The organism is Micromonospora sp. NPDC003816, from assembly GCF_042874705.1.
Classification (GTDB): Bacteria; Actinomycetota; Actinomycetes; order Mycobacteriales; family Micromonosporaceae; genus Micromonospora.
Window position 1 is genome coordinate 392487 of the sequence record NZ_JBIANP010000005.1, and the last position, 23121, is coordinate 415607.

At 72.9% G+C, this 23121-nt stretch carries 23 protein-coding genes; 13 read left to right on the forward strand and 10 right to left on the reverse strand.

The features are described from left to right. Positions 1–60 precede the first annotated feature (60 nt). The gene (locus ACFYTT_RS19720; RefSeq protein WP_162854382.1) at positions 61–660 is read right to left on the reverse strand and encodes a heme-copper oxidase subunit III; all 600 of its coding nucleotides are present in this window, start codon (positions 658–660) and stop codon (positions 61–63) included. Positions 661–831: 171 nt separating this feature from the next. Between ACFYTT_RS19720 and ACFYTT_RS19725 the strand changes: the two genes are divergently transcribed. From ACFYTT_RS19725 to ACFYTT_RS19740, 4 genes are all read left to right on the forward strand, one after another. Next, positions 832–1782: a cytochrome c oxidase assembly protein gene (locus ACFYTT_RS19725; RefSeq protein WP_236145928.1), complete on the forward strand. Its 951-nt coding sequence runs from the start codon at positions 832–834 to the stop codon at positions 1780–1782. A 171-nt stretch (positions 1783–1953) separates the two neighbouring features. Further along, the gene (locus ACFYTT_RS19730; RefSeq protein WP_131055539.1) at positions 1954–2349 is read left to right on the forward strand and encodes a hypothetical protein; all 396 of its coding nucleotides are present in this window, start codon (positions 1954–1956) and stop codon (positions 2347–2349) included. 88 nt (positions 2350–2437) lie between these two features. Further along, complete coding sequence (gene trpD, locus ACFYTT_RS19735) at positions 2438–3481, forward strand: anthranilate phosphoribosyltransferase (RefSeq protein WP_387260926.1); 1044 nt, start codon at positions 2438–2440, stop codon at positions 3479–3481. Positions 3482–3597: 116 nt separating this feature from the next. Then, positions 3598–3801 carry a hypothetical protein gene (locus ACFYTT_RS19740; RefSeq protein WP_131055535.1) on the forward strand — a complete coding sequence of 68 codons (204 nt, stop codon included), beginning with the start codon at positions 3598–3600 and terminating at the stop codon, positions 3799–3801. Positions 3802–3905: 104 nt separating this feature from the next. Here ACFYTT_RS19740 and ACFYTT_RS19745 read toward each other — a convergent pair whose 3' ends face one another. Both ACFYTT_RS19745 and coxB read right to left on the reverse strand, forming a co-directional pair. Then, positions 3906–4334, reverse strand: a complete 429-nt coding sequence (locus ACFYTT_RS19745) for a cytochrome c oxidase subunit 4 (protein ID WP_387260929.1) — start codon at positions 4332–4334, stop codon at positions 3906–3908. Between the two features lie 11 nt (positions 4335–4345). Continuing rightward, the gene (gene coxB / locus ACFYTT_RS19750; RefSeq protein WP_131055531.1) at positions 4346–5317 is read right to left on the reverse strand and encodes a cytochrome c oxidase subunit II; all 972 of its coding nucleotides are present in this window, start codon (positions 5315–5317) and stop codon (positions 4346–4348) included. Between the two features lie 195 nt (positions 5318–5512). On the opposite strand from coxB, the gene ACFYTT_RS19755 reads away from it, so the two are divergent. Both ACFYTT_RS19755 and ACFYTT_RS19760 read left to right on the forward strand, forming a co-directional pair. After that, positions 5513–6664 (forward strand): cysteine desulfurase family protein, encoded by a 1152-nt coding sequence (locus ACFYTT_RS19755; RefSeq protein ID WP_176094918.1) that lies wholly within the window; start codon positions 5513–5515, stop codon positions 6662–6664. Continuing rightward, on the forward strand, positions 6661–6885 hold the full coding sequence (locus ACFYTT_RS19760; RefSeq protein WP_131057789.1) for a sulfurtransferase TusA family protein: 225 nt from the start codon (positions 6661–6663) through the stop codon (positions 6883–6885). Before ACFYTT_RS19755 ends, ACFYTT_RS19760 begins: the two co-directional genes overlap by 4 nt. 175 nt (positions 6886–7060) lie before the next feature. On the opposite strand, the gene ACFYTT_RS19765 is transcribed toward ACFYTT_RS19760, so the two are convergent. From ACFYTT_RS19765 to ACFYTT_RS19775, 3 genes are all read right to left on the reverse strand, one after another. Further along, on the reverse strand, positions 7061–8038 hold the full coding sequence (locus ACFYTT_RS19765; RefSeq protein ID WP_131057788.1) for a carbohydrate kinase family protein: 978 nt from the start codon (positions 8036–8038) through the stop codon (positions 7061–7063). A 316-nt stretch (positions 8039–8354) separates the two neighbouring features. Further along, positions 8355–8723: an iron-sulfur cluster insertion protein ErpA gene (gene erpA, locus ACFYTT_RS19770; protein ID WP_131056096.1), complete on the reverse strand. Its 369-nt coding sequence runs from the start codon at positions 8721–8723 to the stop codon at positions 8355–8357. A 184-nt stretch (positions 8724–8907) separates the two neighbouring features. Then, entirely contained in the window at positions 8908–10047 is a 1140-nt protein-coding gene (locus tag ACFYTT_RS19775; protein ID WP_131056098.1) for a glycerate kinase, read from the reverse strand. 68 nt (positions 10048–10115) lie between these two features. On the opposite strand from ACFYTT_RS19775, the gene nadA reads away from it, so the two are divergent. The 3 genes from nadA (at position 10116) to ACFYTT_RS19790 (ending at position 13534) form a co-directional block, all read left to right on the forward strand. Continuing rightward, on the forward strand, positions 10116–11291 hold the full coding sequence (nadA, locus tag ACFYTT_RS19780; RefSeq protein ID WP_176094922.1) for a quinolinate synthase NadA: 1176 nt from the start codon (positions 10116–10118) through the stop codon (positions 11289–11291). 211 nt (positions 11292–11502) lie between these two features. After that, positions 11503–12858: a UDP-N-acetylglucosamine 1-carboxyvinyltransferase gene (murA, locus tag ACFYTT_RS19785; RefSeq protein ID WP_131056102.1), complete on the forward strand. Its 1356-nt coding sequence runs from the start codon at positions 11503–11505 to the stop codon at positions 12856–12858. A gap of 73 nt (positions 12859–12931) precedes the next feature. Continuing rightward, positions 12932–13534: a DUF3043 domain-containing protein gene (locus tag ACFYTT_RS19790; RefSeq protein ID WP_131056104.1), complete on the forward strand. Its 603-nt coding sequence runs from the start codon at positions 12932–12934 to the stop codon at positions 13532–13534. A gap of 55 nt (positions 13535–13589) precedes the next feature. Here ACFYTT_RS19790 and ACFYTT_RS19795 read toward each other — a convergent pair whose 3' ends face one another. Together ACFYTT_RS19795 and ACFYTT_RS19800 are read right to left on the reverse strand one after the other, a co-directional pair. Beyond that, complete coding sequence (locus ACFYTT_RS19795; protein ID WP_176094924.1) at positions 13590–13898, reverse strand: AzlD domain-containing protein; 309 nt, start codon at positions 13896–13898, stop codon at positions 13590–13592. Continuing rightward, entirely contained in the window at positions 13892–14707 is an 816-nt protein-coding gene (locus ACFYTT_RS19800) for an AzlC family ABC transporter permease (protein WP_387260938.1), read from the reverse strand. The genes ACFYTT_RS19795 and ACFYTT_RS19800 overlap by 7 nt, the downstream gene beginning before the upstream one ends. A 66-nt stretch (positions 14708–14773) precedes the next feature. On the opposite strand from ACFYTT_RS19800, the gene ACFYTT_RS19805 reads away from it, so the two are divergent. The 3 genes from ACFYTT_RS19805 to ACFYTT_RS19815 all read left to right on the forward strand — a co-directional run bounded on the left by ACFYTT_RS19805 (position 14774) and on the right by ACFYTT_RS19815 (position 21670). Next, on the forward strand, positions 14774–15334 hold the full coding sequence (locus tag ACFYTT_RS19805; RefSeq protein ID WP_131057726.1) for a helix-turn-helix domain-containing protein: 561 nt from the start codon (positions 14774–14776) through the stop codon (positions 15332–15334). A gap of 425 nt (positions 15335–15759) precedes the next feature. Continuing rightward, positions 15760–20532, forward strand: a complete 4773-nt coding sequence (locus ACFYTT_RS19810; protein ID WP_387260941.1) for a WG repeat-containing protein — start codon at positions 15760–15762, stop codon at positions 20530–20532. Between the two features lie 139 nt (positions 20533–20671). Continuing rightward, positions 20672–21670 carry an aldo/keto reductase family protein gene (locus tag ACFYTT_RS19815; protein WP_131057373.1) on the forward strand — a complete coding sequence of 333 codons (999 nt, stop codon included), beginning with the start codon at positions 20672–20674 and terminating at the stop codon, positions 21668–21670. Between the two features lie 52 nt (positions 21671–21722). Here the strand turns inward: ACFYTT_RS19815 and ACFYTT_RS19820 are convergent, their stop codons facing one another. Together ACFYTT_RS19820 and ACFYTT_RS19825 are read right to left on the reverse strand one after the other, a co-directional pair. Next, positions 21723–22514, reverse strand: coding sequence for a site-2 protease family protein (locus tag ACFYTT_RS19820; RefSeq protein ID WP_387261025.1), 792 nt, complete (start codon positions 22512–22514; stop codon positions 21723–21725). Continuing rightward, on the reverse strand, positions 22514–22714 hold the full coding sequence (locus ACFYTT_RS19825; protein ID WP_131057369.1) for a hypothetical protein: 201 nt from the start codon (positions 22712–22714) through the stop codon (positions 22514–22516). Before ACFYTT_RS19825 ends, ACFYTT_RS19820 begins: the two co-directional genes overlap by 1 nt. Before the next feature lie 184 nt (positions 22715–22898). Here ACFYTT_RS19825 and ACFYTT_RS19830 point away from each other — a divergent pair, with 184 nt between their 5' ends. After that, positions 22899–23105 carry a hypothetical protein gene (locus ACFYTT_RS19830; RefSeq protein ID WP_131057367.1) on the forward strand — a complete coding sequence of 69 codons (207 nt, stop codon included), beginning with the start codon at positions 22899–22901 and terminating at the stop codon, positions 23103–23105. The last annotated feature ends 16 nt before the right edge of the window (positions 23106–23121 follow it).

Here is a 23121-nt window from a genome sequence, read left to right on the forward strand (position 1 = left end):
TAACCGGTTGGACCTTGTCTCAGGGGGTGGAGCAACGGCACGGCGCGAGACACGCCAAGATCACTGAAGCCAGTAGATCATGGCGTAGAGCCCGATCCAGACCACGTCGACGAAGTGCCAGTAGTACGACACGACGATCGCCGAGGTGGCCTGGGCCGGCGTGAACCGGCCCATGGTGGTGCGGATCATAAAGATCACGAAGGCGACCAGACCTCCCGCCACGTGCAGGCCGTGGAAGCCGGTGGTCAGGTAGAACATCGACCCGTAGCCGTCCGCGTTGATCTTGATGCCGTGGTGGACCAGCTCCCGGTACTCGTTGAGCTGGCCGAGCAGGAAGATCAGGCCCATCACGAAGGTGATCGTGAACCAGCGCCGCAGCGCGTGCACGTCACCCCGCTCGGCGGCGAACACGCCGATCTGGCAGGTCACCGAGGACAGCACCAGGATCGTCGTGAACGTCGTCGCGTACGGGATGTTCAGGACCTCGGTGTGCATCGCCCACTGCTCCGGCGCCGCCGCGCGGATGGAGAAGTACATGGCGAACAGCGCCGCGAAGAACATGAGCTCGCTGGAGAGCCAGACGATCGTCCCGACGCTGACCATGTTGGGCCGCGTCAGAGAGTGGATCCGGCTCTTGTCAATGGCTGGGGCCGCAGTCACGCGGTCATTATTGCCGTTGACCACGGCCGGCGATCAGCGGGGGGTGAAACCCGTGGTCCGAGTGGCCCGATCGGTACCGTCCGGTTCGCCTGACCTAGGCTGATTGGCGTGCTGGAAACCGACCCGATCACGCTGGCCGTATCGGCCGCGCCGCAGCTGACGGCGGGCGCGATCAGCCCGGCGACGGCCCCGGTGACGGGTGGCGCCGGGTGGCTCGCGGCCGACGCCGGCCCGCCGCCCTTCCAGATCACCGCCGTGGTCACCGAGGCCAGGCTGGACAACTGGCTCGCCGTCGTCCTGGTCGTCGCCGCCGCCCTCTACCTCTACGGAGTGCACCGGCTGCGGCTGCGCGGGGACCGCTGGCCGATCGCCCGGACGGTCTTCTTCCTCGGGCCCGGCCTGGGCGGCATCGCCTCGGTCACGGTCAGCGGACTGCACGCGTACGACACCACGCTGCTGTCGGTGCACATGGTGCAGCACATGGTGCTCTCCATGATCGCGCCGATCTTCCTGGCGCTGGGCGCGCCGGTGACGCTGGCCCTGCGTACGCTGCCGACCCGCCCCCGCAAGCGCCTCCTGGCGGTGCTGCACAGCAGGGTCGTACGGATCTGGACGTTCCCGCTGGTGGCGTTCGCCATCTTCGTGGTGAACCCGTTCGCGCTGTACTTCACCGACCTGTACCGCTACACCCTGGAGAACGTCTGGGCGCACGAGGTGGTGCACGCCCACTTCATCATGACCGGCTGCCTCTTCTTCTGGCCGCTGGTCGGCCTGGACCCGCTGCCCGGACGCTGGCCGTACCCGGGCCGGGCCCTGCTGATGCTGCTGTCGGTGCCGTTCCACACCGTGCTCGGACTGACCGTCATGCAGAGCAGCACCCTGTTCGGTGGCGACTGGTACCCCTCGCTCGGACTGGCCTGGGCCGACCCGTGGGACGACCAGGTGCTCGCCGGAGGCATCCTCTGGGCCGGCGGCGAGTTCGTCAGCGTGACGATGCTCGGCGTCCTGGTGGTGCAGTGGATGCGCTCGGCCGAACGGGAGGCCCGCCGGGTCGACCGCGAACTGGACCGCCAGGAGGCCCGCCAACGTGCGGCGGAGACCGCCGCCGGCTCCCCCACCTGAGCCGGGCGGCGGGGCGCGCGGGGCGGCGTGTCCCGGAGGTCGGCACGACCGGTACGATCGGCGGCGCAGCTACGAGGTGGGAGCAAGTCTGACCATGAGCGAGCGCGAGCGAGTCATCGGACTCGGTGCGGTGGTGCCAGCGGACGGCACGGAGCGAAGCGGAGTGTCGGCATGAGTGAGCGTCTGTGCACCGTCCTGCTCTACAGCGACGACCCGCAGGTGCGGGACAGGATGCGGCTCGCCGTGGGCACCCGCCCGGCGTCCGACCTGCGCGTCGAGTTCGTCGAGGCGTCCACCTACGCCGAGTGCGTCCGCGTGGTCGACGACTTCGAGATCGACCTGATGCTGCTCGACGGTGAGGCCAGCCCCGGTGGCGGTCTCGGCATCGCCCGGCAGATCAAGGACGACTACGAGAACTCCCCGCCGACCTGCGTGGTGATCGCCCGTGCCGCCGACCGCTGGCTGGCCGCGTACGCCGAGGTCGACGCCACCCTGGTCCACCCGCTCGACCCGGTGACCACCGCCGCCACGGTGGCCGAGGTCCTGCGGACGCACGCCCCCGCCTGACGCACGCCCGACTCCGGCACCGCCACGGCGCCGGGCGAGCCGGCGCCGGTCCCGTCCCACCCGCACTCGTCTGCTCGGGAGGCCCGTCATGGGCGATCGGACCTGGCCACACCTGCTCACCGCGCTGCTGCGCGGCGAGGAACTCTCCGCCGCCGACACCGCCTGGGCGATGGGCGAGATCATGTCCGGCTCGGCCGCGCCGGCCCAGATCGCCGGTTTCGCCGTGGCGCTGCGCGCCAAGGGCGAGACACCGGCCGAGGTGACCGGGCTGGTGGAGGCGATGCTCGGCCAGGCCGTCCCGGTCGATCTGCCCGAGGAGGTACGCGCCACCGCGCTGGACGTGGTCGGCACCGGTGGCGACCTGGCGCACACCGTGAACATCTCCACGATGACCGCCCTGGTGGTCGCCGGAACGGGCGTCCGCGTCGTCAAGCACGGCAACCGGGCCGCCTCCTCCTCCTGCGGCACCGCGGACCTGCTGGAGTTCCTCGGCATCCCGCTGGACCTCGGTCCGGAGGGGGTGGCCCGCTGCGTCGAGCAGGCCGGTATCGGCTTCTGCTTCGCCGCCCGCTTCCACCCCGGCATGCGGCACGCCGGCCCGGTACGCCGCGAGTTGGGCGTACCCACCGCCTTCAACTTCCTCGGCCCGCTCACCAACCCGGCCCGTCCCCGCGCCGGTGCGGTCGGCTGCTTCGACTCGTCCATGGCACCGGTGATGGCCACCGTCTTCGCCGCCCGGGGCGACTCGGTGATCGTGATGCGCGGCGAGGACGGCCTCGACGAGTTCACCACCGCCGCACCCACCCGCTTCTGGATCGCGCAGAACGGCACCGTCAGGGAGACCGTGGTGGACGCCACGGAGCTCGGGGTACCCCGGGCCACCCTCAGCGACCTGCGCGGCGGTGACGCCGCCTACAACGCCGACGTGGCCCGTCGGCTGCTCGCCGGCGAACCCGGGCCGGTACGCGACGCCGTGCTGGTCAACGCCGCCGCCGCCCTGGCCACCCAGGGTCCGCTGGACGGCGACCTGACCGACGCCCTGCGCGCCGGCCTGGACCGGGCCGCCGAGTCGATCGACTCCGGCGACGCCGCCCGTACGCTCGACCGCTGGATCGAGGTCGCCACCGCCTGACCCGACCCCGTCCAGGCCGGTCGGCCGAGTGCGGAAACGTCGGACGGCCGTGGAAAACTACAGTCGAGTAGTTCCCCACACGACCGCCGGCCGGCACGCGCGGGAGGAGACGCCCCATGTTGGTACGTGAGCTGCACTGTGAGACCTGCGACGGCATGCGGGCCTTCGAGATGCCGCCCTGTGCCGATGGTCACGGCCCCGACTGTCCCGAACTCCTCTGCACCGGATGCGGCACGGCGATCTTCGTCGCCCCCTACGCCTCGCTCTCGCGGGCCACGCCGCCCGCCCGCCGGGCGCTGCACCCACGCCACGCCGCCTGACACCCCACCCACGTCACCCCGCCCGACGTGGCCGACCCCGGACACGGACACGGGAAAGCCCGCCTCCCTGAGGGAGGCGGGCTTTCACCAGGTCGCTGTGCCGGTCAGTGCTCGGCGGTGCGTCGGGTGCCGCTGTAGTACTCGAACAGCAGGCCGCAGGTGGCGAGGACCACTGCGAGCATGCCGGCGACCAGCAGCCAGAGCTGCCAGAACACCAGGCCGAGGCCGGCGACGGCGGCGGCCAGGGCCAGCCCGAACGGCCAGTAGCTGCCGGGGCTGAAGAAGCCGATCTCGCCCGCGCCGTCGGCGATCTCACCGTCGGGACGGTCCTCGGGACGCAGGTCGATCCGGCGGGAGACGAACCAGAAGAAGCCGCCGCACATCGAGCAGAGCAGGAACGACAGCAGCAGGGCCACGGTGCCGATCCACTCGACCCGACCGCCCGAGTCGGCGAACGTCCAGCCGCCGTAGAGGGCGGTCGCGAAGAGCAGGAACGCGGCGATGATGAGGAAGATGCGCCACTCGGTCTTCATCCGGCGTTACCTCAGCTTCCCGCGCCGGCCGTGGTGTTGGCCTGGTTGAAGTTGTCCTGGGTACGGCGCGTCTCGAACGGCTTCGTGGTGATCGCGTACGGCTCCTCGCCGATGGCGGTCAGCGCGTCCTGGGTCGAAGCCCCGTCCTGCTTGGCGGCGAGGAACCGGTCGAAGTTCTCCGGCGAGACGACCCGCAGCTCGAAGTTCATGAAGGCGTGGTAGCTGCCGCACAGCTCGGCGCAGCGGCCCACGTACGCGCCCTCGGACTCCAGCGAGGAGACCTCGAAGACGTTACGGATGCTGCCCGGCATCACGTCCCGCTTGAACAGCATCTCCGGCACCCAGAAGGAGTGGATGACATCGCGGCTGGTCTCCTCGAACCGGATGGACCGGTTGCTCGGCAGCACCAGGATCGGGATGACCTCGCTGGTGCCCAGCACCGAGGCGGTGGTCTCGGCGTCCACACCCTGGCCGTCGCGGTAGTTGAACTGCCAGTTCCACTTGAAGGCGACCACCTCGACGGTGACGTCGGGGTTGTTCGTGGTCTTCACCACGTCGGTCTGCACGACCGCGGTGTAGTAGAAGAGCACGGCCACGACCAGCACCGGCGCGATGGTGTAGAGGAACTCCATCGGCAGGTTGTAGCGGGTCTGCACGGGCAGCTCGTTGCCGCGCTTGCGGTAACGCACCACGCACCAGAAGATCAGGCCCCAGACGAAGACGCCGACCACCAGCGCGGCGATGCACGAGGCGATCCACAGGTCGTACATCCGCCGGGATTCCGGCGTGATGCCGCCCTGGGGCCAGCCGAAGCCGCCGAACGCCGCACCGACGTCACAACCCGTGAGCAGGACCAGCAGCGCCGCCCCACCGAAGCCGAGCCCGGCAAGACGCCCGGCGCGACGCCCCCGACGCCCGACGGCTCCTGGGGATGCGCTGCGCCGTACGGCCGTCGGCCGTACCTCCGAACTCCTTGCGACCACCTGGTCCTGCCTCCCTAGCGCGCCGCGGTGCTTCCTCGGTCGGGCCGGCTCCGCCGAGCGGAACCACCACACCAGCGGCAAAGGCGTCACCGACGGTCGCAGATTACTCGACCATGACGGGCTCGACCCGGTTGGGGTCACTCTCCGCCCTGGACGGGGGATCTTGCGTCGACCGAGGCGATAGCGTGGGCAGACGTGATTCCTTCCCCGGTCTACCTGGACGCGGCCACCGCCGCGCCGCTGCATCCGGTCGCCCGGCAGGCGCTGCTGGCCGCCCTCGACGACGGTTGGGCCGACCCGGATCGGCTCTACACCCAGGCCCGCCGCGCACGCCAACTGCTCGACGCCGCCCGCGAGGCGACGGCGGACACCCTCGGCGTACGCCCCGACGAGCTCTCCTTCACCCCCAGCGGTACGAGCGCGGCGCACGCGGCCGTGCTGGGCGGCCTGGCCGGTCGTCGACGTGTCGGGGCGGGGCTGGTGCACTCGGCGATCGAGCACTCGGCGGTGCTGCACGCGGCCGAGCAGCACGTGGCGCGGGGCGGCACCGCGAGCGAGGTGCCGGTCGACCGGTCCGGCCGGCTGGACCCGGTGGCCTGGTCGGCGGCGGTGGCACGGCCCGAGGTGGCGCTGGCCGCGCTGATCGCCGCCAGTCACGAGGTGGGCACCGTGCAGCCGGTCGAGGAGGCGGCAGTGGCCTGCGCCGAGGCCGGGGTGCCGTTGTACGTCGACGCCGCCCAGGTCGTGGGGCGGGTACCGGTGCCGGCCGGCTGGTCGGTGTTGACCGCGAGTGCCCGCAAGTGGGGCGGTCCGCCGGGCGTCGGGCTGCTGGTGGTCCGCAAGGGCACCCGCTGGGAGTCGCCGTGGCCGTCGGACGAGCACGAGTCGGGGCGTACGCCCGGCACGGTCAACCTGCCGGCGGTCGTCGCGGCGGCGGCGAGCCTGCGCGCGGCGGCGGCCGACGCCGACGTCGAGGCGGCCCGGCTGACGCCGCTGGTGGACCGGATCCGGGCCCGCGTGGCGGCCGACGTGCCGGACGTGGAGGTGGTCGGCGATCCGGTGCGCCGGCTGCCGCACCTGGTCACCTTCTCCTGTCTCTACGTCGACGGCGAGGCGCTGCTGCACGCGCTGGACCGGCGGGGCTTCGCGGTGTCGTCGGGCTCGTCCTGCACCTCGTCGACGTTGCGCCCGTCGCACGTGCTGGAGGCGATGGGGGTGCTGTCGCACGGCAACGTCCGTGTCTCACTGCACCGGGGCACCACCGAGGCGGACGTGGACCGCTTCCTCACCGAGTTGCCGCAGATCGTGGCCGACCTGCGGGCCGAGGCGGGGGTGGTGGGGCTGTGACGACCCCCGACGAGGTGCTCGACTGTCTCGGTCAGCGGTGCCCGCTGCCGGTGATCGCGCTGGCCCGCCGACTGCCGTCCCTGCCGGTCGGCGCGGTGATCCGGGTGCTCGCCGACGATCCGGCGGCGGCGGTGGACATCCCGGCCTGGTGCCGGATGCGCCAGCAGGAGTTCCTCGGTGCCGCCCCCGGCCCCGGCTACGACGTCCGCCGCTCCGCGTGAAAGGCGGCATCCACCGGCCGCTGTGAAAGGAAGGGCACCTTATTAACGCCTCGTGCATAGCCGGGGTCCCCTGCTAACACCTGAACCTCGTGTAGACGACGATCGGCTCTCGATCCCGTCCGCCGTAGCGGAACCGCTCGGGATCGAGAGCCGAGACACCGTGACGGTGCGGAGGTCAGGGCAGCAGGTGGGGGCGGACCTCGTCGGAGGCCTCGTCGCCGTACGACTCGGCGAGGCGCTTGACGAACAGGTCGCGGCGCACCTGGTACTCCTGGGTGCCGACCGTCTCCAGCACCAGGGCGGCCAGCAGCGAGCCGACCTGCGCGGCGCGCTCCAGCCCGACGCCCCAGGAGAGCGCGGTGAAGAAACCGGCACGGAAGCCGTCGCCGACGCCGGTGGGGTCGATCGCCTGGGCCTCACGGGCGATCGGCACGTGGATCGGCGCGAAGTCGCGCCCGGCGATCTCCACCCCGTCCTTGCCCAGCGTGGTGACCCGGATCCGGACCCGATCCAGCAGCTGCGCGTCGCTCAGTCCGGCCTTGCTCTGCAGCAGCGACTTCTCGTAGTCGTTGGTCATCAGGTACTCGGCGCCGTCGATGAGCGACACCACGTCCTCGCCCTCCATCCGGGCGAGTTGCTGGGACGGGTCGGCGGCGAACCGGTATCCGCGCTCACGGCACTCGGCGGAGTGGCGCAGCATGGCCGCCGGGTCGTTGGCACCGACCAGGACCAGGTCCAGCCCACCGAGCCGCTGCGCGACGGGGTGCAGCTCGATGTTGCGCGCCTCGCTCATCGCGCCGGCGTAGAAGGAGGCGATCTGGCACATGTCCGTGTCGGTGGTGCAGACGAAGCGGGCGGTGTGCGCCACCTCGCTGACGTGCACCGAGTCGCAGTCCACCCCGTGCCGCTCCAGCCAGGAGCGGTAGTCGGCGAAGTCGGCGCCGACGGCCCCGAGCAGTACGGGGCGCAGGCCGAGCTGCCCCATGCCGAACGCGATGTTCGCCGCCACGCCGCCCCGGCGCAGCACCAGGTCGTCCACCAGGAAGGAGAGCGAGACCTTGTGCAGCTGGTCGGCGATGAGCTGGTCGGCGAACCGGCCCGGGAAGCTCATCAGGTGGTCGGTGGCGATCGAGCCGGTCACGGCGATCTTCATGTCAACCCTCGGGGTCGGGATCAGGGCGCGGTCAGCCTACCGGCCCCACGCTCGCCGAGCGACCAGCCCGCTCAACCTCCCCCACCGCCCACTTACCCACCCACCACCCCAAACCATCCCGCCCCCGGCCAACCCACCAACCACACTCCCGTACCCGCACCGACCGCGTTGTCGATCAAGAGGTTTTCGCCCTCCCGACCGCCTCCCGGGCGACCAAACCTCTTGATCAACTCAGACAGGGCGGGGCGGGGAGAGAGGGGGAATGCGCGACGGCGGAACGGCCCGGGGGGCCGTTCCGCCGTCGGAGGTCGGAGACTCAGCTGAAGGAGTCGCCGCAGGCGCAGGAGTTGCCTGCGTTGGGGTTGTCGATGGTGAAGCCCTGGGCGTCGATCCGGTCGGCGAAGTCGATGGTGGCGCCGGTCAGGTAGGGGGCGCTCATCCGGTCGACGACCACCTCGACACCGTCGTAGTCGGTGACGACGTCACCGTCGAGCGAACGCTCGTCGAAGAAGAGCTGATACCGCAGGCCGGAGCAGCCACCCGGCTGCACGGCGACGCGGAGCCGCAGGTCGTCGCGGCCCTCCTGCTCGATCAGGGCCTTGACCTTCTGCGCCGCGACGTCGGTGAGGACGACGGACGTGGGGGCCTGGGCCTCGGTCGACTCGGTCTGCGCTGGCGTGGTCACGTGGAATTCTCCCTGCGCGCGTTCGAAGAAGTGGTCTTCCCCTGGCCAACGTCGTTCGCCGGTCAGCGATTCCCACAGCGGTCCAGCTTCTGATTGTAGGCCGCCGACGGCCGGGTGACCCGGCAGCGTGACCGGCCCCTCCGACGCACGCCGGACAGCGGGGCGGTCCGGGGACGACCTGCGGTCAGCGGCTCCACTGCCGGGCCAGTCGGGAGCCGAGCTCCCGCAACCCCTCGGCCGGACGCTCCATCGCCGCCGCCAGCCCGCCGCGCTCCTCGCCGCCGAAGTGCTCCACCAGGCTGTACGCGTCGGTCACGCCGACCGACGCCGCCTCGCGCCGACCGGTGCTGACCTGGCCGGCGAGCACGACGCAGGGTACGCCCCGGTCGCGCGCGGCGCCCGCCACCCCGGCCACCACCTTGCCGCGCAGCGACTGGTGGTCGAACTTGCCCTCGCCGGTGACCACCAGGTCGACCTCGTCGAGCACGCTCTCCAACCCGATCGCCCGGCTGACCAGTCCGATGCCGGACTCGCACCGCCCGCCCAGGGCGAGCAGCGCGGCACCGATGCCTCCGGCCGCGCCTCCGCCGGGCAGCGCGCCGAGCCCGCTCGGGCAGCCCGGCAGGTCGTGTTCGAGCACCTCGGCCCAGCGTCCGAGCGCGGCGTCGAGCAGCAGCACGTCGGCGCGGTCGGCACCCTTCTGCGGCCCGAAGACGTTGCTCGCGCCGTGCAGCCCGAGCAGCGGGTTGTCGACGTCGGTGGCGGCGATCAGGCGGGCGTCGCGCAGCCGGGGCGCCCCGTCGAGGGTGGCGACGGCGGCCAGCGCGGCACCGCCGTACGGCAGGACGTTCCCGGTGTCGTCCAGCGGGACCGCACCCAATGCGGTGATCATCCCGGCGCCGCCGTCGTTGGTGCCGGAGCCGCCCAGCCCGACGACCACCGTCCGGGCGCCCGCCTCGACCGCGGCGGAGATCAGCTGACCCAACCCGTACGACGTGGTGGCCCTGGGGTCCCGTTCGGCCGGGTCGAGCAGGTGCAGTCCGCACGCCTGGGCGCTCTCCAGCCAGGCGGTCGCGCCGTCGTCGGTGAGCAGGATCTCACCGGCGACCGCACGGCCCAACGGGTCGGTCGTCGACACCGGCACCCGCCGTCCCGACAGCGCGCCGGCGAGCACGTCGAGGAAGCCCGGCCCGCCGTCGGCCAGCGGCCTGACCAGCAGATCGTCCCCGGGTGCGACCTCCCGCCAGCCGTCGGCCACCGCGGCGGCGACCTCGGGTGCCGGCAGCGTGCCGGCGAACTTGTCCGGACAGAGCAGTACGCGCATGCCTGGCAGTGTGGCAGCCCACACCGGCACAGGCGGCGCGCTGGTCATGCTGTGGGACCATGGTCAGCGTGACGTCGACCTGGACTGAGCCCTCCAACACCGCGACTGCGCTGCTGCTTCTCGGCCGTGGCAGCGATCCCGCCACCGAGCGTGGCGTCGAGTGTCCGGGTGACCTGCCGGCACCGAGCGACCCCGATCTGGTGTCCCGGGCGGCGGCGGCCAAGGCCGCGCTCGGTGACCGGGTCTTCGTACTGGGCCACCACTACCAGCGCGACGAGGTGATCCAGTTCGCCGACGTGACCGGTGACTCGTTCAAGCTGGCTCGCGAGGCCGCCGCCCGGCCGGACGCGGAGTACATCGTCTTCTGCGGCGTGCACTTCATGGCCGAGAGCGCCGACATCCTCACCTCGAAGGCGCAGCAGGTGATCCTGCCGGACCTGGCGGCCGGCTGCTCGATGGCGGACATGGCCGCGCTGCCGCAGGTCGAGAGCGCGTGGGACGTCCTGACCGAGCTGGGCATCGCGGCCCGGACCGTCCCGGTGACCTACATGAACTCGTCGGCCGACATCAAGGGCTTCGTCGGCCGCAACGGCGGGGTGGTCTGCACCTCGTCGAACGCCAAGCGGGCCCTGGAGTGGGCGTACCAGCAGGGCGAGAAGGTGCTCTTCCTGCCCGACCAGCACCTGGGCCGCAACACGGCGGTGCTGGAGATGGGCTTCTCGCTGGACGACTGCGTGCTCTACGACCCGCACAAGCCGGGCGGTGGGCTGACGCCCGAGCAGCTGCGCGACGCGCGGATGATCCTGTGGCGGGGGCACTGTTCGGTGCACGGCCGGTTCACCCTCGACAGCGTCAACGACGTCCGCGAGCGGGTGCCCGGCGTGAACGTGCTGGTGCACCCGGAGTGCCGGCACGAGGTGGTCAACGCGGCCGACCTGGTCGGTTCGACGGAGTACATCATCCGTACGATCGAGGCGGCTCCGGCCGGTTCGGCATGGGCGGTCGGCACCGAGCTGAACCTTGTCCGCCGACTCGCGCTGGCGCACCCGGACAAGCAGATCATGTTCCTGGACAAGGCCGTCTGTTACTGCTCGACGATGAACCGCATCGATCTGCCGCACCTGGTGTGGGCACTGGAAGAGCTGGTCGCCGGCCGGGTGGTCAACCGGATCACCGTCGACGCCGACACCGCGCACCACGCGCGGGTGGCGCTGGACCAGATGCTCGCGCTACCCGGCGCCTGATCACTCTCGGCAACCATTGCCGCACACAAAAGTGCCGGATCACCGATAAATGCCCCCAGGGGTAGTGTGACCGGATCCATTCTCATCACAGAGGGCTATGCTGCCGGGCGGACGAGAACGCGGGCGCGTGCGTTTGGCCGCGACCGCGCCGTGGGTAGCGACCCGCGGTGACCCACATCGACACGGCAGCACGCACGCGCTGGAGGTTGCGTTGACCGACGACGTCCTGGTCGTACACGGAGGCACCCCGCTCGAAGGGCGGATCCGCGTGCGCGGTGCGAAGAACCTGGTTTCCAAGGCGATGGTCGCCGCCCTGCTCGGCGACAGCCCGAGCCGGTTGTTCGACGTGCCCAAGATTCGCGACGTGGAGGTCGTCCGGGGCCTGCTCGGGCTGCACGGCGTCAAGGTCACCGACGGCCTCGAGGACGGTGAGCTGGTCTTCGACCCGGCCAACGTGGAGAGCGCCAGCACCGACCAGATCAACGTGCACGCCGGATCCAGCCGGATCCCGATCCTGTTCTGCGGGCCGCTGCTGCACCGCCTCGGACACGCCTTCATCCCGGACCTGGGTGGCTGCCACATCGGGCCCCGGCCGATCGACTTCCACCTGCAGGCGCTGCGGGAGTTCGGCGCCACCGTCGACAAGACGCCCGAGGGGCTGCACCTCTCCGCCCCGAACGGCCTGCACGGCACCAAGTTCTCGTTGCCCTACCCGAGCGTCGGCGCGACCGAGCAGGTGCTGCTCACGGCCGTGATGGCCGAGGGCGTCACCGAGCTGCGCAACGCCGCCGTCGAGCCGGAGATCATCGACCTGATCTGCATCCTGCAGAAGATGGGCGCGATCATCAAGGTGCACACCGACCGGGTCATCGAGATCCAGGGTGTGCCCCGGCTGCACGGCTACACCCACCGGCCGATCCCGGACCGGATCGAGGCGGCGAGCTGGGCCGCGGCGGCCCTGGCCACCCGGGGCCACGTCGAGGTGCTCGGTGCCGAGCAGGCCGACATGATGACCTTCCTGAACGTCTTCCGCTCGGTCGGCGGCGAGTACGAGGTGACCGACGTCCGGCCGCCCAAGCTGGGGAACCCGGGCCAGGAGGGCGGCATCCGGTTCTGGCACCCGGGCGGCGAGCTGAACGCGGTGGCCCTGGAGACCGACGTGCACCCGGGCTTCATGACCGACTGGCAGCAGCCCCTGGTGGTGGCGCTGACCCAGGCGCGGGGCCTGTCGATCGTCCACGAGACGGTCTACGAGCAGCGGCTGGGCTACACCGAGGCGCTCAACACGATGGGCGCGAACATCCAGGTCTACCGGGACTGCCTGGGCGGCACCCCCTGCCGCTTCGGCCGGCGCAACTTCAAGCACTCTGCGGTGATCGCCGGGCCGAGCAAACTGCACGCCGCCGACCTGGTCATCCCCGACCTGCGCGCCGGTTTCAGCCACCTGATCGCCGCGCTGGCCGCCGAGGGCACCTCCCGGGTGTACGGCGTCGACCTGATCAACCGGGGCTACGAGGACTTCGAGGCGAAGCTCGCCGACCTCGGCGCGCACGTCGAGCGCCCCTGACCCCGACCACCTCCGTACGAGCCCGGTGCACCGCGATGTGCACCGGGCTCGTGTCGTTGGCTACCCTTGCCGCGTGCCGTCGCTGTTTCGTCGTAAGTCCGCCGACCTCGCCGATCCCGCCACCGAGCCGGAGACCCCGGCCGAGGAGGAGTCGGAGTCCACTCGTGCGCGTGGTTACACGCCGAGCAAGGGACGGGAGACGCCCAAACGGCCCACCACCGGCCGTCGGCCGGCGGGCGCGACCAAGGCGCTGAGCAAGGACGAGGCCAAGGCGCTGCGTCGTCAGCGACGGGCCGAGGCGTCGGCGGAGTTCCGGCGCGAGGGCGGTCCCCGTGACCGGGGGCCGGAGCGGCTGCTCGCCCGCAACGTGGTCGACTCCCGGCGTACCGTCGGCACCTGGTTCTTCGGCGGCGCGCTGGTCGTGCTGATCGGCTCCAACCAGGCGATGCCCCCGGCGATCCGGCTCGCCTCCAACCTGCTCTGGGGCGCGCTGGCGCTTGGCGTGGTGATCGACTCCGTCCTCATCTCGCGCAAGATCAAGAAACTGGTCCGGGAGCGCTTCCCCCGCACCGAGCAGCGGATGGGCTCGCTCTACTTCTACGCGATCATGCGGTCGATCACCTTCCGCAAGCTGCGTACCCCCGAGCCCCGCGTCGCCCTCGGCGACCCGGTCTGATCGGTCGGGTCGCCGTCGCACGACGGCGACCGCTCCGGCCTTCGGCCGGCACCGGTCACGGCACGCCGAGCAGGCGCAGCACCGCGGCGGTGCCGGCGGCGGCGAGGACCACCACCACGAACGGCGCACGCCGCCAGGCCAGCGCCACCCCGACCAACACCCCGGCCGGGCGGGCCCAGCCGGCGAACCCGCCCGCCTCGGTCAGCGCCGCGGTGGCCGCCAGCGCCGCCAGCAGCGCCGCCGCGCCGACCGGCAGCAACTGCCGCGCCCACGCCGGCAGGTCGAGCCGGTCCCGCAGCAGCACCCCGGCGACCCGGAAGGCGTACGTCCCGACGGCCAGCGCCACGATCGCCGCGATCAGCACGGCTCCTTCTCCCCTCGCCCGGCCGGCACCGGATCGGTCCCCGCGGCAGCCCCTGGTGGCGCAGCCCTCGGTGGCGTGATCTCCGGCGGAGTGGTTCCCGGCGCGGTCATCTCCGGTGCGTCGCCCGGTGTCGGGCGTGCCCGGATGCGCCGGACGGCCAGCAGCCCCGGCCCGGCCAGCGCGAGCAGCACCGGCAGGCCGGCGGGGAGCAGCGGTGTGGTGAGTACCGCCACCAGGGCACCGGCCAGCGCCATCCGCCGGGTCTCGGGGTCACGCAGGCTGGGCAGCAGCAGGGCGATCAGGCCGGCGGGGAAGGCCGCGTCCAGTCCGAGCGCGGCCGGATCACCGGCCACCCCGCCAGCCAGCACACCGAGCACGGTGCCGGCGTTCCAGGCCAGGAAGAGCAGCACACCGGCGAGCCAGAACGCCCGGCGACGGTCGGCACCGGGCGGCCGGGCCAGGGTGAACGCGGTCGCCTCGTCGGTCATCAGGTGGCTGCCGAGCAGGCGGTGCCGCAGCCGACGGCCGATCGTGTCACCGAGGGTCAGCCCGAACGGCAGATGCCGGGCGTTGAGCAGCAGTCCGGCGAGGACGGCGGCGACCGGGCTGCCGGCGGCCAGCAACCCGACTGCCATGAACTGCGCGCCGCCCGCGTACACCAGCACCGACATCGTCACGGCGGCCCAGCCGGGGATCCCGGCGGCCACGGCGACCGCGCCGAACGAGGCGCCCACGGCGACCATCGCCGCCGCGATGGCGGCGACGTCCCGGAGTACGCCCGCCCCCGGCGTTCGTTCTGGCGTACGCATGGTTCATCATGATGAACACGCCGCTGATGTTCGTCAAATAGAACAGCATGACCGACGGAGCGAACCATGGCCCCCGAACCCTCTCCCCCGTTGGCCACCATCGCCGCCGCCCTCCGCTACGAGCGGCAGCGGGTGGGCATCTCCCTCACCGAGCTCGCCCGGCGGGCCGGCATCGCCAAGTCGACGCTGTCGCAACTGGAGTCCGGCGTCGGCAATCCCAGCGTGGAGACACTCTGGGCGCTGGGGGTGGCGCTCGACGTGCCGTTCAGTCGATTGGTCGAGCCGCCGGCCACCACGGTCCGGGTGATCCGGGCCGGGGACGGCCCCCGGATCCGCTCCGAGCACGCCGACTTCGTCGGCACGCTGTTGACCGCCGGAGCCGCCCACGCCCGTCGGGACGTGTACCTGATCGAGTTGGAGCCGGGCCGGGTGCGTACCGCCGACCCGCACACCCCGCGCAGCGTGGAACACGTGGTGGTGGGCTCCGGGCGACTGCGCTGCGGCCCCGAGCGGGACCAGGTGGAGCTCGACCCGGGCGACTACGCGACCTTCCCCGGCGACGCCCCGCACCGCTACGAGGCACTCGCGCCCGGTACCTTCGCGGTGCTGGTGATGGAGCATCCCTGACCCGGCACGGGTGCCGCGACGGCGAGTCGACCAAGGGTGGCGGATCGCCGGAAGTCCGACCCCACCAAAGACCTAAATGTCCTGATCAATAGGATAACGTTTGAGTTCGACGAGGGCGCCGCAGTGGCGGTGAACGAGCCCGCGCCGCTACCCTCCATGCGCAGCCATTCAGTGCCGGCACGAGCGACTTGACCGGCCTGCGGGGGTGCCCAGCGCGACCATTTCCGACGAGGTGACATCGGCGTGAGCGAGCGGACGCGAGCCGACCACCGGGGCGCGCCCGTGAGCGGGCGGACGTCGGTCCCGTGGTCAGCCGCGACGTTGCGTTCCGGTGCCGTCCCGTCCGCCGGACCGGCCCGCGACCACCGTGCCGCAGCCCACGCCGCCACCCGGCGATGTCCCGGCCGCACCGACGGGCCCGGCGGATGAGTCGCGGCTACGCCGACCGGTGGCCCGGCCCCGCCGATCCGTCCTGGGTCGTCGAACCGACGGCCGAGTGGGAACCCCAGTTCCCGGGCCAGCGATACCCGGGTGACATCGGCCTCGACCACCAGCCGCCACCCACCCGCAGCCGGTCCAGCGCCGTCGGTCGCGCCGAGGTGCCGCCGCTGGCCCCGACCCGCCCGGACGGCACGTACGTGGGCCGGTCCTGGGACGACGAGCCGGACGGTCGGCCGGGACGGCAGGAGATCCCGGAGCCCCGACGCCACGACGGCCCCACCAGCGCGCCGCCGTTCGACCGGTCGTTCGCCGGTACACGTCCGGAGCGCCCCGGCGCCGAGGACAGGTGGTCCGAGCGCGGACGGGACGGGATCACCTGGTCCGAGATGAGCGCCCAGGGCGCCACCGGTGCACCGCCCCGTCGTGACCAGCGCGACCCCGACCGGTACGACCCCGACCGCTACCCGCCGAGGGACCAGGACCGCCGCGACCGGTACGCCCCACCCGACCCGGACCGCCGCGACCAGCGGGAACCGGACCGCTACGCCCGACGTGACCCGGACCGGCGTGACCCCCGGGAGGCCGACCGGTACGCCCGACGCGACCCGGACCGCCACACCCCGCCCGAGGCCGACCGCCGCGACGCGGACCGCTACGCCCGACGCGACGCGGACCGACGTGAACCGGATCGCCGCGACCCCGGCCGTGTCGGCTGGGACACCCCGGAGCGTCGCGACGCCGACTGGTACGACCGCGACGCCGACTGGTACGACCGCGATCCCGACCGGCGCGAAGCGGACCGTCGCGATCCCGACCGGCGCGACCCGGACCGGCGCGACCCGGACCGCTACGCCCGACGCGACCCGGACCGCCGCGACGACCGGGACCCCGACCGGTACGCCCGACGCGACCCGGGACGGCGCGCCCCGGACCGCCGAGACCCCGACCAGCGCGACCCGGACCGACGGGACCTCGACCGCCGCGATCTCGACCGGCGGGACCTCGACCGGCGCGACGCGGACCGCTACGCCCGACGCGACCCGGACCGGCGCGACGACCGGGACCCGGAGCGCTATGCCCGGCGTGGCCCGGACCGACGCGACGAGCGCGACCCGGACCGCTACCCCCAGCCTCCGCGCCGGTCCGAACCCGTCGGGCGCGACGGTCGCCGGGACCGGGACGTGCCGATCTCCCCGGCCGGACGCCCCGGGCCCGGTTGGGAGTCGGACGAGGACCGTCGTCGGTCGCCCGCCGCGCGTCGACCGGCCGAGGACGTCGACCGCCGGTCGACCGGTGACACCCCGTCGCGACCCCGCTACCAGTGGAGCAGCCACCCGGGCGAGCCCTCGATCGACGACCGGCCGTCGGTCGAGCGGTACGACTACCGCGACGACTTCAGCGAGGGCGACCCGGACAGCGCCCCGTACCCGGACGGCTACGTCGACGAGGAGCCGATCCGCACCACCCGCGACGAGTGGGAACGCCCGGCGGCCCCGGAACGGGATCCGGCGCCGGCAGGCGGGGACCTGCCGTGGCCCGCACCCGGCCCGCTGCGCCCGAGCACCGGACGGGACCACCGCGAGTACCAGCGACCGGCGGCCTCCGAACCCGGCACCGAGCGGGACCGGCCGGACGGCCGTCGCCGCGCCGACGTCCCGGAGCCGGCCGGACCCGAACGGTTCGACGCGGAGCGTCCGGCCGCTCGACGTCCCGACCTGGACCGGCCCGTTTCCCCCGCCCCCGACGACGACGTGCTCCGGCCCGGCCGCCCGCACCTGTCGGTGGTCCCCGACCGCCCGGTCTCCCCCGCACCGGACTCGGATCGCCCGGTGTCGCCCGCCGCCGGTCGCGCCCGGCCGGTCTCCCCCGCACCGGAGCGTGGTCGGCCCGACGTCACCCATCGGGACCGGCCGCTCGCCGCGGTCCCGGACCGGCCCGACGACACCGACCGCGACCGGCCCGGCGGTGGCCGCCCCGACCGGGAACGTCTCGACCGCCCGGACCCGGACCGGCCCGCCGCAGCCGCCGGGCCCCGCACGCAGGCCGGGGAGACCGTCCGGCCGGCCCCGCTGCACCAGCACGAGGTACGCCCGGCCCCGCTGCACGAGCACCAGGTCCGTCCCGCTCCCCTGCACGACCAGCCGGTCGTCGCCACCCCACCCCCGACCCCGACGCCCTCGGTCGCGGCGGCACCACCCGCCGCCGGACCGGTCCGCCCGGTCTCCGCACCGCCCACCCACCGCGCCGCACCGACGCCACCGGCCCCCGCCGCGCCGCCCCCGGTCTCCGCACCACCGGCTCACCGACCGGTCAGCGGACCGCCGAGCCACCGACCGGTCTCCGCACCGCCCGCGCCGGCGACCGCCGGTCCGACACGCCCACCACGTGACCAGTCACCGGCCGACCGCCCACAGGGCGACCGCACTCCCGTCGAGCGCACGCCGTTCGAGCGCACGCCCGTCGACCGCACTCCCGTCGAGCAACCAGCGGCCGAGCGACCACCGGTCGAGCGGTCCGTGCCGGAGACGTCGGCGCCTCGGCCCGACGCCCGGAAGCCGACCCGGTTCCTCCCGCCGCCGGCCGAGCCGGCCGCGTACTCGCCGCCGCCCGCACCGCCCGAGAGCGGACCGGGTTGGTTCGGTGCCGCCGGTTCCGGTCCGGCGGTCACCCCCGATCGGCCCGCCCGTCACGGTTCCCCCGAGACACCGCCGGAGCCATCGTGGTTCAACGCCGGGCAGACCGAGACGGACCGGCCGGTCTCCGGACCACCGGTGCCCTCCCTGTCGACACCGACGTTCCGCTCCGATGACGACATCCCGGTCCGGCCGGTCTCCGGACCACCCACGGCCCCGGTCTCGGGGCCACCCGCACGGCCGGTCTCGGGGCAACCGGACCGGCCGGTCTCCGGAATCCCGGACCGGCCGATCTCGGGACCGCCGGCACGACCGGTCTCCGCGCCCGTCTTCCCGGAGACGTCGGTGGCGTCCGCTCCCTACTCGGCGGACCCGGTACCGCAGCTCGCCATCCCGCCGACCGCGCCGGTCTCCGCACCGCCGGCCCTGGACTCCCTGTCGCCGGTCCTGGACACCTCACGGCCGGTCTCCGCACCTCCCGCCGCACCGGTCTCGGCAGTGCCCGCCACCTCGTCGGATCGGACGCGCACCACGGACCCGGGCACCTCGGCGGAGTCGCGGACCCGCCCGGACCTCGACGCCCCGCCGACGCACGCCGCGCCGGTGTCCGCACCGCCGGACATCCCGGAACTGCCGGCCGACGACACCACGCCGCCCAGTACCGGGCCGTCGGAGAGCGGGCCGTTCACTGACGGGCTGCCGTCGTCGGACAGCGACGACGTCCTTTCCGAGGTGGGCAGCCCGCCACCCCACGTCGGCGCGGCAACACCGGGCGACGAGCCCGAACCGGAGCCGGAGGACGAGCCCGAGGAGGAGCCCGAAGCGCCGGCCGACCCGGAGCAGGTGCTGGCGCACTACCCCTGGCGGCTCGACCCGACGACGCTGCGCGAACTGGTCGACGATCCGGAGGAACTGCGGGAACTCCGGCAGGGGCTCACCGACAAGCTCGACTCCGCTCTGGACAACCGTTCCCGTGCCCGGTTGCTGAGCCTGCGGGCGGTGGCCTCACGCGTACTCGGCGATCTCGACGACGCGGTGGACGACGGCCGGATGGCGCTGACCTACGCGGAGGCCACCGGCGAACTGCGGCGGTCCGCGCTGGCGCAGGCCCGGCTGGCGCACGTGTTGCGCTGGCGGGGCGAGTTCGCCGAGGCCGACCGGTTGTTCGCGGAGGCCAACTCGGTGGAGTTGCCGGACCGGTTGCGCGCGGCGTTGCACGAGCACGCCGCCCGCTCCTGCTACGACCAGGGCCGGTTGATGGAGGCGTGCCACCACTTCGAGCGCGCCCTCGACCTGCGCGGCGAGGGGGACGCCGAGTTGCTGGCCCGGGTACGCGTCGGCCTGGACGCGATCGCGACGCGCGCCGAGGAGGACGGCTTCGGGCCGTACCCGCGGAGTTGGGACGAGGTGCTGGAGCGGGAGCGGCCCCCGGCGCCCGCCCGCGACGGCGACGAGGGCCTGTGGGGGTACGCCGACGACGAGGGCGAGATGGTCGTGCCGGCCCGGTACGCCGAGGCCCAGCCGTTCCGGGAGGGTCTGGCCTGGGTACGCGGCCCGCAGAGCGACCGGTGGTCGTTGATCGACCTGACCGGTGAGACAGTGGTCGAGCCGACCTACGTGGCGGCCCGGCCCTTCTCCGACGGGCTGGCCTGGGTGGTGCGGGACGACAGCGGCTGGCTGGCGGTGGACACCGACGGTGCGGTGGTGGTGCCGCCCGGTTTCGCCGAGGTGCGGCCGTTCCGCCGGGGCGTGGCGGCGGTCCGCCGCGACGGGTGGGGTGCCGTCGACCGCACGGGGCAGATCGTGGTGCCCACCCGCTACCACGGTTTCCACACCACGCTCGCCGACGGTCGGTACGTCGACGGTTTCACCGACGAGGGACTGGCCGTGGTGGACCTGGGTGGGCGCAAGGGTGTGGTGGACCGGACCGGTCAGGTGCTGGTTGCCCCGGCCCACCCGGTGCTGCTGATCCATCCGGTGGCGTTCCTGGCCACCAACGGTGTCGGGCAGTGGGGTGCGCTGGACCGGCGCGGCGGGTCGCTGATCGCCCCGGTGTTCCGCCACCCGGACGAGGTCGTGGCGGAGATCGAGGGACTGCTCAGCGACGCCAGCCCGATGCTCTGACCTGGACGGTCGGGTCGTCGCGGCGCGAGTGCGGCGGCCCGTACCGGCCTGCGGCGCCGCCGCCCCGGGCGGCCACGCCGACCGATGCGTCCAGGATCGCCCTGGCCGTTCGTACCCCCGGTGGGGCTAGGGTCGTGGCATGGAATTCCGACACCTGGGCCGCTCCGGCCTGATGGTCAGCGAGATCTCGTACGGCAACTGGATCACCCATGGCTCGCAGGTCGAGGAGGACGCGGCGTTCGCCTGCGTCCGAGCCGCCCTCGACGCCGGCATCACCACCTTCGACACCGCCGACGTGTACGCCGGCACCCGCGCCGAGGACGTCCTCGGCCGGGCGCTGGAGCAGGAGCGGCGCGAGGGCCTGGAGATCTTCACCAAGGTGTACTGGCCCACCGGTCCGGGCCGCAACGACCGGGGCCTGTCCCGCAAGCACATCATGGAGTCGATCAACGGGTCACTGCGCCGGTTGCGGACCGACTACGTCGACCTCTACCAGGCCCACCGGTACGACTACAGCACGCCGCTGGAAGAGACGATGGAGGCGTTCGCCGACGTCGTGCACTCCGGCAAGGCGCACTACATCGGGGTCTCCGAGTGGAAGGCGTCGCAGATCCGCGAGGCCCACGCCCTCGCCCGGGAGCTGCGCATCCCGCTGGTCTCCAGCCAGCCGCAGTACTCGATGCTCTGGCGGGTCATCGAGAGCGAGGTCGTGCCGACCAGCGAGGAGCTGGGCATCGGTCAGATCGTCTGGTCGCCGATGGCGCAGGGCGTCCTCACCGGCAAGTACCTCCCCGGCCAGCCGCCGCCCGCCGGTTCCCGGGCCACCGACGAGAAGTCCGGCGCCGGATTCATCGCCAAGTGGCTCACCGACGACGTGCTGACCCGGGTGCAGCAGCTCCGGCCGCTGGCCGACCAGGCCGGCCTGACCATGGCCCAGCTCGCCGTGGCCTGGGTGCTGCAGAACCCGAACGTCTCCTCGGCGATCGTCGGCGCGTCCCGCCCCGAGCAGGTGCACGACACCGTGAAGGCGGCCGGGGTGAAGCTCGACGCCGGTCTGCTCAAGGCGATCGACGAGATCGTCGAGCCGGTCACCGAGCGGGACCCGGCGCGTACCGAGTCGCCGGCCGAGCGGCCCTGACCCGGCCCGTCCCCGGCCGAGGCGGGCACGTGCCCCGGCCGGGGACGGCGGTTCAGCTCTGCCAGAAACGGACCAGGTCCAGGCCGGTGGCGTAGAGCCAGGGCGGCAGGCCCAGGACGTCACCGATGGCGAAGACCGCGTCGAAGAACCAGCCGCCGATCGTCGGATTCCACAGCAGCGCGAACAGCAGGATGAAGCCGTACGGCGCGAAGAGGTCGTACATCCGCCGGTAGGGCGAGCTCAGCCACGGCTGGATCATGTTGCCGCCGTCGAGTCCGGGCACCGGGAGCAGGTTGAGCAGGCTGGCGGTGACCTGGAGGAAGGCGAGCAGGGCGACGGCGGCCCAGAACTCCACCGGCCCGCCGCCCGACGAGCCGAGACGCAACACCGCCACCAGCACCAGCGCGAACACCACGTTGGTGGCCGGACCGGCGAGGCTGACCAGGGTGTGCCGCAGTCGGCCGGTGATCACGTGCCGGTCCACCCAGACCGCACCGCCGGGAAGTCCGATGCCGCCGAGCAGCACCACCGCCACCGGCAGCGCGATGGAGAGCAACGGGTGGCTGTACTTGAGCGGGTTGAGCGTCAGGTAGCCGCGGTGGGCCACCCCCCGGTCACCGAACCGGTACGCGACCACGGCGTGGGCGTACTCGTGCAGGCAGAGCGAGACCAGCCAGCCGGTGACCACGAAGCCGAACACCGCGACGCGGACGTTGCCGACGCCGTGCCAGGTCAGCAACGCGCTGGCGACCAGCAACGCGACCAGTGCGAGGAACACCGGGCTGGGCCGGAACGCGGCCCGGGGCACCCCCAGCACCAGCGGCTCGGAGTCCCGCGGCGACATCACTCCGCCGGAGGTTGCAGGCTCATCCGGTAGTCCACCCGATCGTCCTCCAGCAACGCGACCGAGGTGACGCCGGACGCCGCGAGCTCCCGCCAGGTCTGGCCGATCCAGGACTCGGCGTCCGCCTGGCTGCCGAACGACTCCCCCGGCCCGTCGACCGACTCGCCGTTCGCGCCCTCGTACCGCCAGCTCCACGCCATGTGCGCGTCTCCCCTCGCCGCTGATGTCCCGTGGGGACGGGACCTCCGCCAGCGTAGTCGCACCGCGCGGTCGACCGCCCGGCCACGGGCGTCGATCGGGGGCGTCGCGGTGCGCGGTCGGCACCGTGGTTGACCGTCGCCGGGCCGGGTATCTCCGGAGGAACCGGATCTTCAGGAGGCGACGATGACGACACCCATCCCGGAGATGGACACGGCACAGCTTCGCGACATGGCGGTACGCGGCGGTATCCAGGGCGCACGGGAGATGGACCGGGAGGAACTGGTCGACGCCCTGGTCGCCCGTCCCGGCGAGGGTGCCTGGCAGGAGGACCCGAAGCCGGCGGACGTGAACCCCAACGACTACATGTACCAGTCCCCCGAGCCTCGGTGAGCTGGCGCGGGAGCGT

What these genes read in the sequence shown, in the direction of transcription:
- ACFYTT_RS19730 (WP_131055539.1), top strand. Translation starts at nt 1,954, where the DNA reads ATGAGTGAGCGTCTGTGCACCGTCCTGCTCTACAGCGACGACCCGCAG.
- trpD (WP_387260926.1), top strand. Translation starts at nt 2,438, where the DNA reads ATGGGCGATCGGACCTGGCCACACCTGCTCACCGCGCTGCTGCGCGGC.
- ACFYTT_RS19740 (WP_131055535.1), top strand. Translation starts at nt 3,598, where the DNA reads ATGTTGGTACGTGAGCTGCACTGTGAGACCTGCGACGGCATGCGGGCC.
- ACFYTT_RS19745 (WP_387260929.1), bottom strand. Translation starts at nt 4,334, where the DNA reads ATGAAGACCGAGTGGCGCATCTTCCTCATCATCGCCGCGTTCCTGCTC.
- ACFYTT_RS19765 (WP_131057788.1), bottom strand. Translation starts at nt 8,038, where the DNA reads ATGAAGATCGCCGTGACCGGCTCGATCGCCACCGACCACCTGATGAGC.
- ACFYTT_RS19775 (WP_131056098.1), bottom strand. Translation starts at nt 10,047, where the DNA reads ATGCGCGTACTGCTCTGTCCGGACAAGTTCGCCGGCACGCTGCCGGCA.
- ACFYTT_RS19800 (WP_387260938.1), bottom strand. Translation starts at nt 14,707, where the DNA reads ATGCGTACGCCAGAACGAACGCCGGGGGCGGGCGTACTCCGGGACGTC.
- ACFYTT_RS19805 (WP_131057726.1), top strand. Translation starts at nt 14,774, where the DNA reads ATGGCCCCCGAACCCTCTCCCCCGTTGGCCACCATCGCCGCCGCCCTC.
- ACFYTT_RS19810 (WP_387260941.1), top strand. Translation starts at nt 15,760, where the DNA reads ATGAGTCGCGGCTACGCCGACCGGTGGCCCGGCCCCGCCGATCCGTCC.
- ACFYTT_RS19815 (WP_131057373.1), top strand. Translation starts at nt 20,672, where the DNA reads ATGGAATTCCGACACCTGGGCCGCTCCGGCCTGATGGTCAGCGAGATC.
- ACFYTT_RS19820 (WP_387261025.1), bottom strand. Translation starts at nt 22,514, where the DNA reads ATGTCGCCGCGGGACTCCGAGCCGCTGGTGCTGGGGGTGCCCCGGGCC.
- ACFYTT_RS19825 (WP_131057369.1), bottom strand. Translation starts at nt 22,714, where the DNA reads ATGGCGTGGAGCTGGCGGTACGAGGGCGCGAACGGCGAGTCGGTCGAC.
- ACFYTT_RS19830 (WP_131057367.1), top strand. Translation starts at nt 22,899, where the DNA reads ATGACGACACCCATCCCGGAGATGGACACGGCACAGCTTCGCGACATG.